This window comes from Undibacterium sp. GW821-FHT11H02 (assembly GCF_058808015.1).
The window spans coordinates 229,532-245,780 of record NZ_JBXARG010000001.1; the positions used below are offsets into that span (position 1 = coordinate 229,532).

Here is a 16,249-nt window from a genome sequence, read left to right on the forward strand (position 1 = left end):
TCACAGGTAGAGATACGCAATGACTGCCAGGGACGTTAAAAACTTCTATACCAAGCATGGCATTTCTTCGCCGTATGCCATCTTTGATCTCTTATCGGATACGTTTTATTTTGCAAAAAATTGCGATGGACAATTTGTCTGCGCAAATAAACTCTTGCAAGAAAAATTTAATTTGGAGAGTGCAGAAGAGGTGATTGGCAAGACTGACTTCGATTTCCTAAGTCACGATGTAGCAAGCCGGATACGGGACGATGATCTGGCGGTCATGTCGGGGCAGTTGGTGGTGAAAGATAAGTTTGAAGTGGTGGTTGGCGTGAATGGAAAATTGTTTTGGTTGTTTACCACCAAAACTCCGATCAGAAATCGTAAGGGCGTTATTGTTGGCGTTGAAGGCTTTAGTCGTGACGCAGAGCGTTCGCAAAACATCATAGAGCCATTTCAAGTATTCAAGTCGAGTATCGAGTATATGCAGCGTGAGTACATGAATGACGTCAATATCGCTGATCTGGCGGAGCTGGCTTGTATGTCTTTGAGCACCTTTGAACGAAAATTCAAAAAACATTTTTCGCAAACGCCTATGCAGTACCTCAAACACTTACGCATACATCAGGCCTGCAAATTGTTGGCGACCGGCTATGGCATTAAAAAGGCTTTTTCTGAAACTGGATTTTGTGATCAAAGTTATTTTACTAAAGAGTTTCGCACCGTGATCGGCATGACGCCACGTCAATTTTCTTTAGTGGCAGAACAAGCTAAAGCCAGTTAAAGAATCTAAATCATAAAAATGTGGATCAACCTCAGTTGGAGACAAAAAATTGAAAAATTCGTTTTGTAAATGTGCTTACTTGGGAGTCGGTATGTTGTTGAGTTTAAGCCTGCTGGGTCCTAGCGCAGCGCAAGCCCGGCAATTAAGTAGTCCGGTAAGCAATCCTGCAGCAACGCAATCAAACCAATACCCGCAATTGAGTGTGCAATTGTGGTCAGTCAAAGATGATCTTAGTAAAGACTTTGAAGGTACTTTAAAAAAACTTGCAGCAATGGGTTTTCAAGGTGTCGAGTTTGCTGGCAACTTCGGCCCTTACAAAGATGACGCGCCAGCTTTGAAACGATTCTTGGACAAGACGGGTTTGAAAGCGTCGGGCGCCCATGTCGCCATAGCGCAGCTCAACCCGGACAACTTCGCCAAAGTTGTCAAGTTTTATCAAGATATAGGATGTAATAAATTAATTGTACCTAGCGACTCGCGTGCGGGAGATCCTGTTGGGGTGAAAATGCTGGCACAGGATTTAAGTTCACTCTCTCGACAATTAAAACCCTTCGGCATGCAAATTGGCTTTCACAATCATAGTGTAGAAATGAATGCTTTCGAAGGTAAGACCTATTGGGATGCAATCGCGCAAAACACGCCGCATGAAGTAATTTTGCAGCAGGACGTGGGATGGACTAGCTATGCAGGCAAAGATCCTGTGTTGTTGGTTAAGCGCTATCCGGGTCGTACTTTGACGACACACTACAAAAGCAAATTAGCGCTAAAACCCATCAACACTGACAGTGGCAAATCCTATACCACCATCATAGGTCAAGACAATATTGACTGGGATGCTTTGTATCAGGCGAATGTACAAGTGGGTGGAACAGAGTGGATCGTGGTTGAACAAGAAGAATATCCAAACGGATTAAGTCCTATGCAAAGCGTGGAGCAATCTCTGCGTGGCTTGCAAGCAGTCATCGCCGTCAGAAAAGCCGGCACGGGCAGGCCTCTCAATGCCTTAACACCAAGCGAACAAGCGAATGGCTGGAAACTTCTGTTCGACGGTAAAAGCACCCAAGGTTGGCACGCCTATGGCAAAGCCACGATAGGTAGCGCGTGGAAGATTTATCAGGGCGAATTGCAATTAGATGTCAGTAAAAAAGACGGCTGGCAAACCTCGGGCGGTGGCGACATAGTCACTGACGAGCAATTCGATAATTTTCATCTGCAATTGGAATGGAAGCTGCAAAAGAACGGCAATAGCGGCATTTTTTTATATGTAAATGAAGATGCGAAACAATACCCTTACGCCTGGAACACAGGATTGGAAATGCAAGTCTTAGACAATGATGGTCACGCCGACGGAAAAATTTTCAAACATCGTGCCGGCGACTTATATGACTTGATTGCTGCGACGCAAGCTGCAGCATTAGCGCCGGGCCTATGGAATCTGGTCGATATTGTGAGTGATCATGGTGAACTGAATTTTTACTTAAATGGGCGGCATGTCGTGAATACGCGGCTTTGGACGGATGCCTGGAAAGATTTAGTTAAGCAAAGTAAATTCGGCAATATGCCTGGTTTTGGTGAAACGAAGAAAGGGCGCATAGGTTTGCAGGATCACGGCGATGCAGTCAGTTTTAGAAACATCAAAATTCGCTCGCTTTAATCCTGTCACAAATAAAATTTAAACACAATTTTTAAGAAGAAAAATATGGACGACAATTTTTATGACGCAATCGTAATCGGCTCAGGCATAAGCGGTGGCTGGGCTGCTAAAGAATTGACTGAAAAAGGTTTAAGGGTTTTATTGCTAGAGCGTGGACGCGATATTGAACATGTCAAAGGTTATGTCAACGCCATGAAAGAGAACTGGGAATTTCCTCATCGCGGTGGTCGCACCCAAAAGATGATAGAAGATTATCCTGTTTTAAAACGAGACTATCCGCTCAACGAAACCGTACTTGATTTGTGGGCGAAGGACAGCGAAAGCCCTTACACCGAAGTAAAGCGATTCGACTGGTTCCGTGGCTATCACGTCGGCGGTCGTTCGTTGATGTGGGGGCGTCAAAGTTACCGTTTTAACCGCTGGGATTTTGAAGCGAATGCGAAGGAAGGTGTAGCTGTAGATTGGCCGATTCGTTATGAAGATATCGCGCCTTGGTATAGCTATGTAGAGAAATTCGCTGGTATTCAAGGCAGCAAAGATGGCTTGGATGTTTTACCTGACGGTCATTTTATGCCGGCAATGGAATTAAATTGTGCTGAAAAACACGTCAAGAAACGCCTGGAAGAAATCTATCAAGGTCAGCGTCATTTGATCATAGGTCGTTCCGCCAATATTACTGAACCGCTGCAAGACAGGGTGAACTGTCAGTACCGTAATAAATGTTGGCGTGGTTGTCCGTTTGGTGGCTATTTCAGTACGCAATCTTCGACCTTGCCCGCGGCGATGGCGACCAAGCGTCTGACTTTGCGTCCATTTTCTATAGTCACGCAAATTCTCTATGACAAAAACACCAAGCGCGCACGCGGCGTCGAAGTCCTGGATGCTGAGACCAATCAAACCTATGAATTTAAATCGAAAATTGTCTTTGTCTGCGCATCTTCATTTAACTCAACCTGGGTGTTGATGAATTCTGCCACTGATGTGTGGGAAGGCGGTTTGGGTAGTAGTAGTGGCGAGCTGGGACACAATGTCATGGATCACCATTTCAAATTAGGTGCGGGTGGTACGGTAGAAGGATTCAGCGATAAGTACGATTTCGGTCGACGTCCGACGGGTATCTATGTGCCACGCTTCCGCAATGTCTATAACGACAAACGTGATTATTTGCGTGGCTTTGGCTATCAAGGGGGAGCAGGACGCGGTCGTGGTGTGGAGATTGCCGAATTTACGATAGGTAAAGAGCTTAAAGAAGCGATGAGTGTTCCGTCTGAAAACTGGGGTTTTAACATGACTGCGTTTGGCGAAATGTTGCCAGATCATTCTAACAAGATCAGCCTGGATCGTACGAAGAAAGACAAGTGGGGTTTACCGGTATTGGCGATGGACGTTGAGCTGAAAGAGAATGAAAAACGTATGCGCATCGATATGGTAAATGACGCTAAAGAAATGCTGACGGCTGCGGGTTTAAAAAACGTCTATACCTATGACAGCGGTTATGCCGTCGGCGCAGGCATACACGAAATGGGCACCGCTCGCATGGGACGTGATCCTAAGTCTTCCGTTTTGAATGCGAATAACCAAGTTTGGGATGCACCCAATGTCTTTGTTACGGATGGTGCTTGCATGACCTCAAGTTCATGTGTTAATCCATCCTTGACTTATATGGCATTGACTGCGCGTGCCGCCGATTTTGCTGTGAATGAATTAAAACGCGGAAACTTATAACAAGCTAAGAGGAAAAAAATGAATCGAAGAGAACTCTTACAAATGGTCGCCAGCATGACAGGTATGGCAGTGATCGGTGGTGAAGCATTCGCCTTGCACGCAGAAACAGGTTTATCTGCTACCAATACGGCGACACATGATGGTTTAGTTTTTTCCGCGCGCGATATCAATTTGCTCGATGAAATTGCGGAAACGATTATCCCTAAGACGGATACGCCAGGAGCCAAAGCCGCCAAAGTCGGCAGCTTCATGGAAATCATGGTGCGTGATTGCTATACCTCGGCGCAGCAAGCGGCTTTTCTCGAAGGCTTAAAGCATTTTCCCGCCCTATGTTTGGCTCAGTATCAGAAAACTTTTTTCGGTATGAATGCCAAACAAAGGCATGCACTGTTAGTGAGCCTGGAAAAGGAAGCGAAAAGCTTTAATGCGGGACAATCTGAGCGCGACAAAGAACGGCGTCACGCCTTAGAGACCGAGAACAAAGATAATAATTTCGCGCTGCAAAAAGAATTTGAAAGCCTGCCTAAGCATTTTTATACCATGGTAAAACAATTGACCTTACTAGGTTTCTTTACCTCGGAAACCGGTGCAACAAAAACCTTGCGTTATGTGGCGGTACCTGGGCGTTATGACGGCAATGTACCTTATATCAAAGGGCAACGTGCTTGGGGATAATTCAGCAGGGCGGGTGAAACCCGCGCCGCCACCCAATTGAACATCTGAGCAGCGCGGGTTTCACCCGCCCTACAATTTACTTGATTGTCCTATTTGCTTTGAATAAAAAAAGGAACGCTATGTATGCACTAGATCGTCGCAGTATGCTAAAGCAACTCTCATTGGGCGCTATCGCAATGCTCGCACCAAACGCCATCAATCTGGCGATGGCACAAACTTCAGGATCTTTGAAAGGCAATATCCATCATTCTGTGTGTCGCTGGACTTTTTCTCACCTGAGCTTGCCCGAACTTTGTGGTTTGGTAAAAGGTATGGGTTTTTCTGCCGTGGACTTAATTGGCCCGAAGGAATGGCCGATCTTGAAGGCGCACGGCATAGATTCGTCTATGTGCAATGGTGCTGAAATTAATTTGAAGAATGGCTGGAATGATCCTCAATACCATCCCACCTTGATTAAAAATTACCTCGAGCATATAGAACTGGTCGCCAAAGCGGGCTATAAAAACCTGATCTGTTTCACCGGCAACCGGCGCGGCATGGACAATGAAATTGGCCTAAAGAATTGTGTCGATGGGCTCAAAAAAATCATGTCTCATGCGGAAAAGCACGGCGTGATCTTACATATGGAAATTCTCAATAGCCGGGTGGATCATATCGACTATATGGCCGACAGTAGTGATTGGGCTTTGGAGTTATGCAAACAGATAGATTCACCCAATATGAAGATGCTATTCGATATCTATCATGTACAAATCAATGAAGGCGATATCATCCGGCGCTTGCGTAAGTGCGCGCCGTATATCGGTCACTACCACACGGGCGGTGTACCGGGACGAGGTGAGATTACTGAGAATCAGGAGCTGAACTATCGCGCCATTATGAAGGCCATACATGCCACAGGTTTTCAAGGTTATGTCGCACAAGAATTTTCTCCCTCAGGTAACACGCCGGAAGAAAAAGCCAGTTCCTTGAAGCGCGCTATTTTATTGTGTGATGTGTAAACTCAAAGCCAACTCTAGCAATTAGTATGGACAACACTAAACAAAAAATCCGTATCGGCATGGTCGGTGGTGGGCAAGGGGCCTTCATCGGCAATGTACATAGAATCGCGATGCGTATCTGTGATGGCTATTCGCTGCAAGCAGCTTGTTTCTCTTCAGATCCTCAGCGTGCTAAGGCCAGCGCCGAAGAAATTGGGGTTCCCGCCGCGCGCAGTTATCCTGATTATTTGACAATGGCACAGGCTGAATCGGCGCGTCAGGATGGCATAACGGCAGTAGTCATCGTGACTCCCAATCACTTGCATTTTCCGATTGCAAAATGTTTTCTGGAGCTGGGCATACACGTCATTTGCGACAAACCCTTGACTATGACCAGCGCGGAAACCAGCGAACTGATTGCGATCAGCCAGCGCACAGGCAAGCATTTGTTCGTGACCTATAATTACACTGGCTATCCGATGATACGGGAAGCACGTGAGCGTGTACGACGCGGCGATCTGGGCGAAATCCGCATTATTCAAGTCGAGTACAGCCAGGATTGGTTAGCCACAGCAATCGAACAATCCGGCCAAAAGCAAGCAAGTTGGCGCACCGATCCCAAACAAGCCGGCGCAGCAGGCTGTCTCGGTGACATCGGTGTGCATGCCTTTAATCTGGCGCATTTTGTCACTGGAATGACACCAAGCAAAATTGCGGCAGACTTACATTCGTTTGTTCAGGGTAGAGTTTTGGATGACCATGCCCAAGTGTTTATGCGTTATGCCAATGGTGCGCGCGGTAGCTTATTGAGTAGTCAGGTGGCTGTTGGCAAAGAAAATCATTTGCGGCTACAAATTTTTGGCGATAAGGGCGCACTTGACTGGTGTCAGGAACAACCAAATCAACTGAGTTTTTCCAGTTTAGACGGTGCAAGCCAAATATTGAGTCGCGCACGGCATCAAATTAGCCAGGCCAGTCGCGATGTCAGCCTGATTCCAGCGGGGCATCCTGAGGGCTATTTAGAGGCATTTGCGGTTTTATATAAAGAATTTGCGCAATCGCTCACAACTTCTTCCAAGTTCAATGTTGAACATAATGCTATGCCTGCTTATCTAGATCTTTGCTTCATCGAAGCGTGTATCCGTTCATCTAGCCAAGATTCGGCGTGGACAGAATTGCGTTCTTAAGACGACAGCCGAACTACACAAAATTGAGAGTCACTTTATGAAAACCATCAAAGGCCCAGCGGTTTTTCTTGCGCAGTTTATTCGAGGCGAAGCACCATTTAATACGCTAGAAGGTTTGGCCAAATGGGCCGCAGATAAAGGATTTGTCGGCGTACAAATGCCTAGCAATATCAGCCATATTTTCGATCTAGAGCAAGCAGCTATGAGCCAAACGTATTGCGATGAAGTCGCTGGCAAACTCGCTGAACACGGTCTCGTGATCAGCGAATTATCGACGCATTTACAAGGGCAATGTCTTGCGGTACATCCTGCTTACGACAGCCTATTTGACAGTTTCGCGCCCAAGCAAGTGCATGGTAATTCAGCTGCCAGGACGCTGTGGGCGAGTGAACAACTGAAACTCGCGGCCCAAGCTTCACGTCGTTTAAATTTAAATGCCAGCGTCACATTTTCTGGCGCCTTAGCCTGGCCGTATATCTATCCATGGCCGCAACGTCCTAATGGCTTGGTCGAGCTGGCCTTTGCCGAATTGGCAAAACGCTGGCAGCCTGTACTGGACGTTTATGAGGAAAATGGCATTGATCTCTGCTATGAGATTCACCCCGGCGAAGATTTACATGATGGTCTGAGTTTCGAACGTTTTTTGGATGCGGTTGGTCAGCACCAGCGCTGCCACATGCTGTATGACCCTAGTCATTTCGTTTTGCAGCAACTCAATTACCTCGACTTCATCGACATCTACCACGAACGCATTCGTATGTTCCACGTCAAGGATGCCGAATTTAATCCCACGGGTAAATGCGGTGTCTACGGCGGCTACGCGCCTTGGCTTGAAAGGGCGGGGCGCTTTCGTAGCGTAGGTGATGGTCAGGTCGATTTCACGGCCATCTTTAGTAAATTGGCGCAATACGATTACAGCGGCTGGGCAGTGCTGGAGTGGGAATGCTGCCTGAAAGAGAGTGAGATCGGCGCGCGCGAAGGTGCCGAGTTTATCAAGCGCCATATTATTCCAACATCAGAGCGCGCTTTTGATGATTTTGCGGCGAGTGCAGTTGATACGCAGGCACTGCAGAAACTATTAGGGATAGGTGCTTAAATCGGTGCTTAATTAGGTGCTTTGTTTGGTACTCATTGAGCTGAGATTTTAGTCAGGAATTTGCGCAAATTCAGACTGCTAGTGCCTTGCTTGTGTGCTGATGCGGAGTGCAGAAAAGAGCCTACATGAAAAGCATATTAAGTACAGAAAACACAGGCGTATCTGTACTTAATACCGGCCAGCTTTAAGGGATTTATTTTACAAGAATAGCCATTTTACTTTTCCAAGTCAGACGAATTGCTTGTCCAACTGGAACTTTGTAACTACGCCATTCTTTGTAATCTTTGATTGCGGCCAACATGTCAATATTCCTTTTTTATTGCGGTGATTAAGAGTGATAGGCGTATCTTAATTTGGGCGAAGAATATTTTTTGTGATGGCCAGCACAAATGCCTTACTCAATCTTGATTTATTTGTGAAATAAGGTCAAAGACCGAGAAAAAGTCACACACTGGTTTTTTTAGAGTAAGTCGTCTACCCGCCTGAAACCAAATTTGAATTTAAGCCCTAGTTTTTTAAAGTCCGGACAAAATGGTCTATGATCATTTGCTTAATTTCAGGTGCGGTTTCACGACTAAATCCATGTCCGGTGGGATAGGATTTGTGGATGACTTCAAATTTGAAATTCTTCTGTTTTAGATAATCGACGATATCATTCGTCATAGACGTGCCAGGCCAAATTTGATCATTGCTGGCCGACACAAGCAAGATAGGGCCATTAATTTTTTCGAAGGCAAACATCGCCTGTTTGACCAGCTTTTCATTGGCTAAGGCTTTTTGAAAGCGCTCAATCTGAGTCGCATTTTCTAAATCTGGCAGGCTTAATGAAGGGATATCTTGTCCGCGATAAGTCCAAGCCGATTTTCCGCTAGTCATTCCTGACCAGGCGACTTTACTTGGTGTTGTGATGACAACTGACTTTATTCTTTGATCTAAAATCGCAAGCAGAAATCCAGCTTCCGAACCACGCGAGCCACTGACCACGCCAAGTCGGTTCGCATCAATCCGTGGTTCTGTTGCTGCGTAGTCGATAGCGTCGATGAAATATTCCATAGGAATTTGATCCAAACTCGCCGGCAGCGATGGATCCATTTTGAAATACACGACGCCAATTACCGCAATGCCATGTGAGGCCATCATGGCGCCATTGGCATCTGCATGCGCCCATGTCGGATCTGAACCGCCGAAGGCAATAACCGCCGGTACTTTTCCCTCCGTTTTCGGTAAATAGAGTTTGGCAACCAGATTTTTATAATTGACTTTCTTAATCTCGTAGTCGACATTTTGCGCCTGCGCATCAGTCGTGATAAGTGAGTACAGCACAGCGAGAAGGATAAATATTTTTTTCATGGACGCCTTGAGGTTTGATTGCTTAAGAAGTTTTGACCAGCATTTTACACTTACACTGTAAGTTTTGTGTGACATTATTTACCAGCGACTGAATCGAATAAAGAGATAGGGCACAAGTTCAGTTAAAAAAATGCACTCAGGCACGCCGTCTACATAGACGTGACACTTAAAGCGAACTAATTTGTGGTTTGTTTTAAGCGCTTGTCACTCAGAACGAGGGCGTGAGGTTTTGCTGGGCTTCTTCTTCAATTGCAGGTTCAAGATATTCTCAATGCTATCTAAAAGCAAATCGAGACCGAATTCGAAATAATGCTGTCCATCGTAGTTGCCATCGGCGACTTGCTGCACCAATGCGCGCGAATGGGGATACAAGTCTTGCGGCAACATAGGCAGAAACTGTGCTGCCGCTTGTGCATAATCGCCTTCGGCCGTAGGGTAAAGTAGCTTTTGTAGCGTAAAGCCGTATAAGTGTCCGTCAATGACATTGCGCACCTGATCAGCCATTTGGGGACTGAAGCCAGCATGACAAAAACAGCCTTGCGTCGCATCAAAATGTTTTAATTTTGAAACGCCGATGGATGGACGTGAAACGAGTAATAGACTGGCCCACGAATGCTTGATTAAGACTCTGTGCGAGGAGAGCGCGGCCTTACGGATTTCCCGTCGCCATGGTGCCTTGGTACTTGGCAGATACATTTCTCCCACCACGGTATCGACCATGGCATCGAGCAAGTCTTCTTTATTTTTGACGTGGTTGTACAAAGACATGGCCTCTACGCCCAAGGTTTCTGCCAACTTACGCATAGACAGGGCGTCAATACCAATTCGTCCAACTAGCTCAATCGCCGCTTGAATAACGGCATCGCGCGACAGGCGAATACGTTCAGATTCAACATTCTTCTTTACAAGCAAAATCAATCTCCTTGACATACTTACAGTGTAAGTAAGATAATTCTCTGGGTAGCATACCCGAACTATAAATCAATCCAACTACGATGCCCAAAAATCTTCAACAGTTAATCTTCACCACAGCGCTCATTGCTCTCGTTTTAATGCCTTTTCACGCCAGTGCACAAGTCAACATCAAACTAAGTTTAGTGCCCGATCAAGGATTGAGGGTGCAATATAGTTTGCCCCCTAATTGCCCGGTACTGCGCTTTGAAAAAGACGGGCCGGGAGCGGCTTTAATTCGCCGTGCCTGGAAGGGAGACGATAGCTGCCTTCAAATCGATGGTGACTTTTTACGATCAACTAATTCAAGTTGCAGCGTCGCAGAATTTACTGTGCCAGCTAGTGTCAACAAAGTGACAGGCTATCCGGCTGCTGCACCTATGGGCGATGCAATTTACCTACATACCAGCAACTACCAGGTTGATGATCGCTGTGGTGCAATCAGCTATGAGTTCGTAGCGCCCTACGTCGCTTACGAAGGACACTTGGTCAAGACGCAAGCGCGTACCACTATCGCTGGAGATTATACTTTTCCAGCGCTACTATCACCATCCGCGTTGACGGTAGAACAGGGCGTAATTAGCTACTTTGATCCATCTATTGCCAGCGCTAGTCAGGCGCGAATTAAAGACGTGTCTGAGAAAACCATAGACTATTTAAAGTCCGTTATGCCCAAGGCACAATTTATGATGCCCATCATCGCGACTGCGAATGTGAAGCATCCTGGCGATATGGGTTTTGATGGCGACGCTGGCAATGTTTTACGCTTGAGCCTATTTAACTGGCCCGAAGAATTAACCCCATATGCCAAAACTACGCTTACCAATTTTGTCGCACATGAATTTAGTCATCGTTTTCAAAAACGTGATGAAGTCGATATCTATCCCATCAGCCGAGTGATTCATGAAGGCGGTGGTGAATTCTTACGTTGGTTTACTTCGATACAAATGGGCTGGTTCAATCATCAAGAAGCCGCACAAGATCTGGATGATGCCCTAAGTCGTTGTTTGCTAGATACGGATGGTCGTTCCTGGCAGTCTTTATCCTCCCAATTTATAGGCACCAGACAATTAGCGTATCGCTGTGGTTTGGCTGCCTATGTATATGGCCTTGCAACACGACAAAATCACGCAAGCGCAATCGCAAATTTTGGCGATTTTTACGAACACATACAGCAAGGTGAGCGTCCTGATTTTTATGATGCAATCGAATGTGGGCAGGCGATTGACTGTCATCCGACATGGTTGTCTCAACTATTTTCTGGGCAAAAGAACGTACAAAGCGTGTGGCAAGATTTTTTTCAAAAATCCCAACTAACTAAACAAATCGCGCCCAATCAAACCCAAGTAAATTTGATGCTCAAGAAAGCATTTTCGCTGTTGATGAAAGATGATTGTGGCGAAAGCAGTGTTTTCGAAGCCAGCGATGGTTTAATTATTGATGACATTAAGACTTGCCGTACGCTCAAAAAAGGCATGAAAATTACCGGTGTCGAGGGCTACTCATTGTTTGGTAATCGTCAGGCGCTGCCGGCATTAACCGCCGCATGTAAGACAAAACACCGTGCCAATTTGCAGGTGGCAAATGCCGACCCGGTAGAGGTAGCGTGTCACTCAAGCTACGAAGCACCGCAACATTTTTATGCTGTTGATATCGAAAAACTGCTGCGAAAATTGAAATGAACTAGTAGCCACGCACCATGCAAATGGCCAAAAATACGAGTAACAAAATACCCACTAAATCCATGCGCAGGATAAACAATACGGCGCGAGGTACCTTGATGTTCTCAGAAATAATTCTGGACGCGGCTTTTCGTAGATAGACTTTGGTGTAGATGATCAGTAAACTTGCGGACACAAATACGCCCATTTTTAGCCAGAACGTCACCTGTTGTAGTCGAAAGAGATTTTCATTTTGTGTCGAGAAAATCATCATCAATCCAGAAATCAACATGAGCGCGGCAGCGGTGCCGGATACTTTATCGGCCAGATTGACTTGCTGTAGCTGAATCTTAGTGAGCGGCGATTGTGAGAGTCGGATATTCTTAAATAGACTCGCAGAAAAAAGAAACATCAATGCACAGATATGCATGAATTTGAGAGTCAGAAATAGCATAGGATTTTAAAGGTTTTGAAAATCAAATAGGGCATTTGTCACGCAATAAAACTTACAGCGTAAGTTTATCATGCCTATTTTTAGATTTATAGCTGCATGGCTAAAAAAGGAATGACGACGACATGAAAGCAAGCATCTACAAAAAATATGGCCCACCATCGGTACTGACTATCGAGGAGATTCCCGCGCCGAAGCCAGGCGTAAGGGAATTATTGGTGCGAGTCATGGCTACTTCCGTCAATCGAACCGACTGCGCCATGTTGAAAGGCAGTCCATTTATTATGCGTTTTTTCTTAGGCTTGTTTAAGCCGCGCAATCCTATACTGGGAACGGAATTTTCAGGTGAAGTGATGGAAGTCGGTAGTGAGATTCTATCCTTCAAAGCTGGTGAGCGCATCTTTGGTTTTAATGATCTTGGCTTGAGCGCTCATGCTGAATACTTAGTCATCAAAGAAACCGAGGCCATCGCCAGCATCCCGCAACGACTCTCTTTTACACAAGCAGCGGTTAGTTTGGAAGGCGCGCATTATGCCTACAACTACCTCAACAAAGTCAGCATAAAACCAGGAAGTAAGATACTGATTAATGGTGCCAGCGGTGCGATCGGCTCGGCCTTACTGCAATTTTGTGTGGCACTTGGCGCAGAAGTTGTGGTTGTCAGCGCAAGCACCCACAAGGATTGTTTGATGTCTTTAGGTGCGGCGAGACTGATCGATTACGCTACCGATGACTTTACCCAAGAAGTTACTCGATACGATTTTATCTTCGATGCCGTTGGAAAGAGTTCCTACTTTCAATGCCGTAAAATCCTGCAAAAAGAGGGTGTCTATGTTTCCTCTGAACTGGGTGCCTATGCCCAAAATCTCTACCTCCCTTTGATAAGCAAACTGAGCAGAAAATTAAACACACAACTGTTTAGTCGGCAAAGTGTCATCTTTCCTTTCCCTTGCCCACCGCGAGTAAGCCTTCCATTCATCCGAACACAAATAGAAGAAGGCCGGTTCACCCCTGTACTTGATAAATCATATAAGTTGCAAACTATCGCTGCTGCTTTTTCTTATGTTCTACAGGGATTTAAGAAGGGAAATGTGGCAATAGAAATGAACGCCTAGTTATTATTTTTACACACCGAACTCTAGCTGTTGCGTATCGCAGAAGGACACCAGAGCCGACTAGCTTGAGTAGTGGCCTAGTGTTGCCCCTTGCGACCAGTTGCTAATCCGCGAATAGTTGATTAAACCGCCTTGCCTGTGTGATACTTTGTGTATGGAAAGCATCACTCTTATCGATGATAACGATTTCAAGATAATCCAGCAGTCATAACAGAGCAGAAACATCTAGTGTCGTGCAAGGGCTTTGCCAATTAAATCAAAAGGAAATACGTGTGAGTCAAATTATTCGTCGTTTATGTTTACTCTTACAATTAATCCTGCTGGTGGCCTGTGGAGGTGGTGGGGTCGGTGCTCCTGGCGCTCAAAATGCAGGAACACAACTTCCAAATGGCGCTATTAGCCTGGCTTTAGTGAATGCAGATGGTAGTAGTGGAAATAGTTTTGAGGCGGGCAAAAATTTTGCAGCCAAAGTATTAGTTACGGGGACTGACGGTAAACCGGCTGCTAACGTGGTCGTGAGCTTTACTTTGCAAAATGCGCTGGCCGTACTTAATCCGGTCAGCGGTACAGCATTGACCGATGCTAAAGGTCAGGCACAAATTGCACTTACCGCCGGAAGTCAGGCTGGTGCAACCACCTTGGCGGTGCAGGCCAAGCCTGCCGGTGCGGCTGAGTCCGTGAAGGCGGAAGTACCATTTGCCGTGACAGCCGGTACCGGCGTGGTGTTAAGCGATGGTCAAATTCAGTTGGCTCTAAGCGATAATAATGGAATCAAGACGAATGTCTTATCTGGCACGAATACTTTAGTTGTGCGTGCATCAGTATTAAATAACAAAGGCTTGCCCGCGTCCAACGTGGTAGTTAGTTTTAGTATTGATACCGCGATTGCAAGCATACAGCCGGCCAGTGCCACTGCCTTGACCAATGCAGATGGAATAGCCATCGTTAATTTGACGATAGGAACTGGCTCTGGCGCCGGCACCTTGACGGCAACAGCAAACGTAACTGGCAACGCATCGATCAGCACAAAAGCCACATTTGCGGTCAGTCCAAATACGAATAACAATCCACCGGAAGGGAAAATTCAGCTCACTTTACTTGATTTGAACGGCGCTCCCTCCAATTCAATTTCTGCAGCAAATAGTTTAACTGCTCGTGCCAGCTTGGTGAATCAATTAGGTGTACCTGCTGCGAACGTAGTGGTGACTTATACCCTCGATTCCGGCATTGCCAGTTTGTTTCCCACATCAGGAACTGCGCTCACCGATGCGAATGGCGTGGCAACGATTAGTTTAAAACCGGGTGTAGGTAGTGGGGCGGGTTCTATCACTGCCGCCGCGACTATAGTTGGTTCTCAAGTTATCAGCGCTAAGGCCAATTTTCAGGTAGGGGCGCAGGCAGCTGCAACGCCAGCAGCAGTCAACTTTGTGGCGGCCACACCGTCGACCAACTCTATCGTGATTCAAGGCGCGGGGGGCAATGGTCGTACTGAAATTGCCTTATTGAAGTTTCAAGTAGTTGATAGCTCAAATATTGGCATCGCCAATACTAAGCTAAATTTCTCAGTGCAAAGCACAGAGGCAGTGAGCCTGGTCGCCACCTCGGGCATCACGGACGGCGCGGGTATGGTGACGGCTGTTGTGCACTCAGGCAGCAAACCAACGACATTACGGGTAGTCGGCACCGTGGATGGCATGCCAATTAGTGCCATATCTGATACCGTAACCGTGACCACCGGCCTGCCGACGCAAAGGAATTTTGGTATGTATATGGAAAACTATGTCGTCGAGGGCTTTGACTTTGGCGGCACTCGTAATGTCATTTCTGTCATGTTGGCAGACGCAAATGGCGGCGTGGTAGCGAATGGCACACCTGTCGTTTTTACCACGGATAGTGGTGCGATTATTGGTGATAATGGCAGCGCAGATAATGCCCGATGCCTGACGCAAAATGGTCAGTGCCAAGTAGTCTGGCGCAGCCAGGCGCCAGCTAAACCTGTCGTCACTGTAGTAGCAAGCACCACAGATGGCAGCGCCACTCTAAGTAGTTCGGTCAGTTTTATCAATAGTGCTTCAAGCGGCAATATTTCTGATGTGCCGTCCATCGTTAACTTCTCAGCCGCAAACTGCGTGCCACAAACTTTCGATTTGACCGTGACTGACAGGAACGGGTATACCATGCCACCAGGCACCATCTTAAGTTTGCAGGATCCCATAGGCGTGACCGGTTCTATATTTGAACCTAGTGTTCTGGCGCCCTTTGTGATCGCACCATTTTTACCGACCAGACAAGGCACCAGACACACCCTAACCCTGACGCCGACACCCAATTGCACTACAGGTACCGGCCACATCTTCCTGCAAATGAAGAGCCCACTCGGTGTCAGCAGCAATTATCGAATTAATGTGAATTACCAGTAAGTATCTTGGGGTATTGGAGATAGGTTTTGGGCGAACACAAGCTCTTGAGCTTGGTCGCTCAAGCTTATTTGCGTAGAGATACTCCCTGCATATTTCAATAGTGGAAGTAGGGTGTGCATCCTCAATTGCACTATCCACAAACCAATGCGAGTGGTTGTGTTGGTTCGGTTACGTAACATCTACTCTCTGCGACACGCTGGTCTCACGAAAGCCTTCTA

At 46.4% G+C, this 16,249-nt stretch carries 13 protein-coding genes; 10 read left to right on the top strand and 3 right to left on the bottom strand.

Going from position 1 to position 16,249, the window contains the following annotated elements:
• Positions 1-19: 19 nt before the first annotated feature.
• The 7 genes from AC1RR2_RS00990 (at position 20) to AC1RR2_RS01020 (ending at position 8,083) form a co-directional block, all read left to right on the top strand.
• Complete coding sequence (locus tag AC1RR2_RS00990) at positions 20-766, top strand: AraC family transcriptional regulator (RefSeq protein ID WP_493220431.1); 747 nt, start codon at positions 20-22, stop codon at positions 764-766.
• A gap of 91 nt (positions 767-857) precedes the next feature.
• A complete protein-coding gene (locus AC1RR2_RS00995; protein WP_493220432.1) occupies positions 858-2,420 on the top strand; it encodes a 3-keto-alpha-glucoside-1,2-lyase-like domain-containing protein in 1,563 nt (520 codons plus the stop codon).
• 45 nt (positions 2,421-2,465) lie between these two features.
• On the top strand, positions 2,466-4,145 hold the full coding sequence (locus tag AC1RR2_RS01000; RefSeq protein ID WP_493220433.1) for a GMC oxidoreductase: 1,680 nt from the start codon (positions 2,466-2,468) through the stop codon (positions 4,143-4,145).
• An 18-nt stretch (positions 4,146-4,163) separates the two neighbouring features.
• Complete coding sequence (locus tag AC1RR2_RS01005; RefSeq protein WP_493220434.1) at positions 4,164-4,820, top strand: gluconate 2-dehydrogenase subunit 3 family protein; 657 nt, start codon at positions 4,164-4,166, stop codon at positions 4,818-4,820.
• A gap of 119 nt (positions 4,821-4,939) precedes the next feature.
• Positions 4,940-5,821 (top strand): hydroxypyruvate isomerase family protein, encoded by an 882-nt coding sequence (locus AC1RR2_RS01010; protein WP_493220435.1) that lies wholly within the window; start codon positions 4,940-4,942, stop codon positions 5,819-5,821.
• A gap of 26 nt (positions 5,822-5,847) precedes the next feature.
• On the top strand, positions 5,848-6,987 hold the full coding sequence (locus AC1RR2_RS01015; protein ID WP_493220436.1) for a Gfo/Idh/MocA family protein: 1,140 nt from the start codon (positions 5,848-5,850) through the stop codon (positions 6,985-6,987).
• A 37-nt stretch (positions 6,988-7,024) separates the two neighbouring features.
• On the top strand, positions 7,025-8,083 hold the full coding sequence (locus AC1RR2_RS01020) for a sugar phosphate isomerase/epimerase family protein (protein ID WP_493220437.1): 1,059 nt from the start codon (positions 7,025-7,027) through the stop codon (positions 8,081-8,083).
• A 507-nt stretch (positions 8,084-8,590) separates the two neighbouring features.
• Here the strand turns inward: AC1RR2_RS01020 and AC1RR2_RS01025 are convergent.
• Together AC1RR2_RS01025 and AC1RR2_RS01030 are read right to left on the bottom strand one after the other, a co-directional pair.
• Positions 8,591-9,433: an alpha/beta hydrolase family protein gene (locus AC1RR2_RS01025; protein ID WP_493220438.1), complete on the bottom strand. Its 843-nt coding sequence runs from the start codon at positions 9,431-9,433 to the stop codon at positions 8,591-8,593.
• A 204-nt stretch (positions 9,434-9,637) separates the two neighbouring features.
• Positions 9,638-10,345: a TetR/AcrR family transcriptional regulator C-terminal domain-containing protein gene (locus AC1RR2_RS01030; RefSeq protein ID WP_493220439.1), complete on the bottom strand. Its 708-nt coding sequence runs from the start codon at positions 10,343-10,345 to the stop codon at positions 9,638-9,640.
• Positions 10,346-10,428: 83 nt separating this feature from the next.
• On the opposite strand from AC1RR2_RS01030, the gene AC1RR2_RS01035 reads away from it, so the two are divergent.
• The gene (locus AC1RR2_RS01035) at positions 10,429-12,066 is read left to right on the top strand and encodes a hypothetical protein (RefSeq protein ID WP_493220440.1); all 1,638 of its coding nucleotides are present in this window, start codon (positions 10,429-10,431) and stop codon (positions 12,064-12,066) included.
• A 1-nt stretch (position 12,067) separates the two neighbouring features.
• On the opposite strand, the gene AC1RR2_RS01040 is transcribed toward AC1RR2_RS01035, so the two are convergent.
• Positions 12,068-12,499 carry a DUF2214 family protein gene (locus tag AC1RR2_RS01040; protein ID WP_493220441.1) on the bottom strand — a complete coding sequence of 144 codons (432 nt, stop codon included), beginning with the start codon at positions 12,497-12,499 and terminating at the stop codon, positions 12,068-12,070.
• 122 nt (positions 12,500-12,621) lie between these two features.
• Between AC1RR2_RS01040 and AC1RR2_RS01045 the strand changes: the two genes are divergently transcribed.
• Positions 12,622-13,611, top strand: a complete 990-nt coding sequence (locus AC1RR2_RS01045; RefSeq protein ID WP_493220442.1) for an NAD(P)-dependent alcohol dehydrogenase — start codon at positions 12,622-12,624, stop codon at positions 13,609-13,611.
• A 272-nt stretch (positions 13,612-13,883) separates the two neighbouring features.
• Complete coding sequence (locus AC1RR2_RS01050; RefSeq protein WP_493220443.1) at positions 13,884-16,031, top strand: hypothetical protein; 2,148 nt, start codon at positions 13,884-13,886, stop codon at positions 16,029-16,031.
• Positions 16,032-16,249: the final 218 nt, after the last annotated feature.

Excerpts from the sequence above, each read along its gene's own strand:
- AC1RR2_RS00990 (WP_493220431.1), top strand. The coding sequence starts at position 20 with ATGACTGCCAGGGACGTTAAAAACTTCTATACCAAGCATGGCATTTCT.
- AC1RR2_RS00995 (WP_493220432.1), top strand. The coding sequence starts at position 858 with ATGTTGTTGAGTTTAAGCCTGCTGGGTCCTAGCGCAGCGCAAGCCCGG.
- AC1RR2_RS01000 (WP_493220433.1), top strand. The coding sequence starts at position 2,466 with ATGGACGACAATTTTTATGACGCAATCGTAATCGGCTCAGGCATAAGC.
- AC1RR2_RS01005 (WP_493220434.1), top strand. The coding sequence starts at position 4,164 with ATGAATCGAAGAGAACTCTTACAAATGGTCGCCAGCATGACAGGTATG.
- AC1RR2_RS01010 (WP_493220435.1), top strand. The coding sequence starts at position 4,940 with ATGTATGCACTAGATCGTCGCAGTATGCTAAAGCAACTCTCATTGGGC.
- AC1RR2_RS01015 (WP_493220436.1), top strand. The coding sequence starts at position 5,848 with ATGGACAACACTAAACAAAAAATCCGTATCGGCATGGTCGGTGGTGGG.
- AC1RR2_RS01020 (WP_493220437.1), top strand. The coding sequence starts at position 7,025 with ATGAAAACCATCAAAGGCCCAGCGGTTTTTCTTGCGCAGTTTATTCGA.
- AC1RR2_RS01025 (WP_493220438.1), bottom strand. The coding sequence starts at position 9,433 with ATGAAAAAAATATTTATCCTTCTCGCTGTGCTGTACTCACTTATCACG.
- AC1RR2_RS01035 (WP_493220440.1), top strand. The coding sequence starts at position 10,429 with ATGCCCAAAAATCTTCAACAGTTAATCTTCACCACAGCGCTCATTGCT.
- AC1RR2_RS01040 (WP_493220441.1), bottom strand. The coding sequence starts at position 12,499 with ATGCTATTTCTGACTCTCAAATTCATGCATATCTGTGCATTGATGTTT.
- AC1RR2_RS01045 (WP_493220442.1), top strand. The coding sequence starts at position 12,622 with ATGAAAGCAAGCATCTACAAAAAATATGGCCCACCATCGGTACTGACT.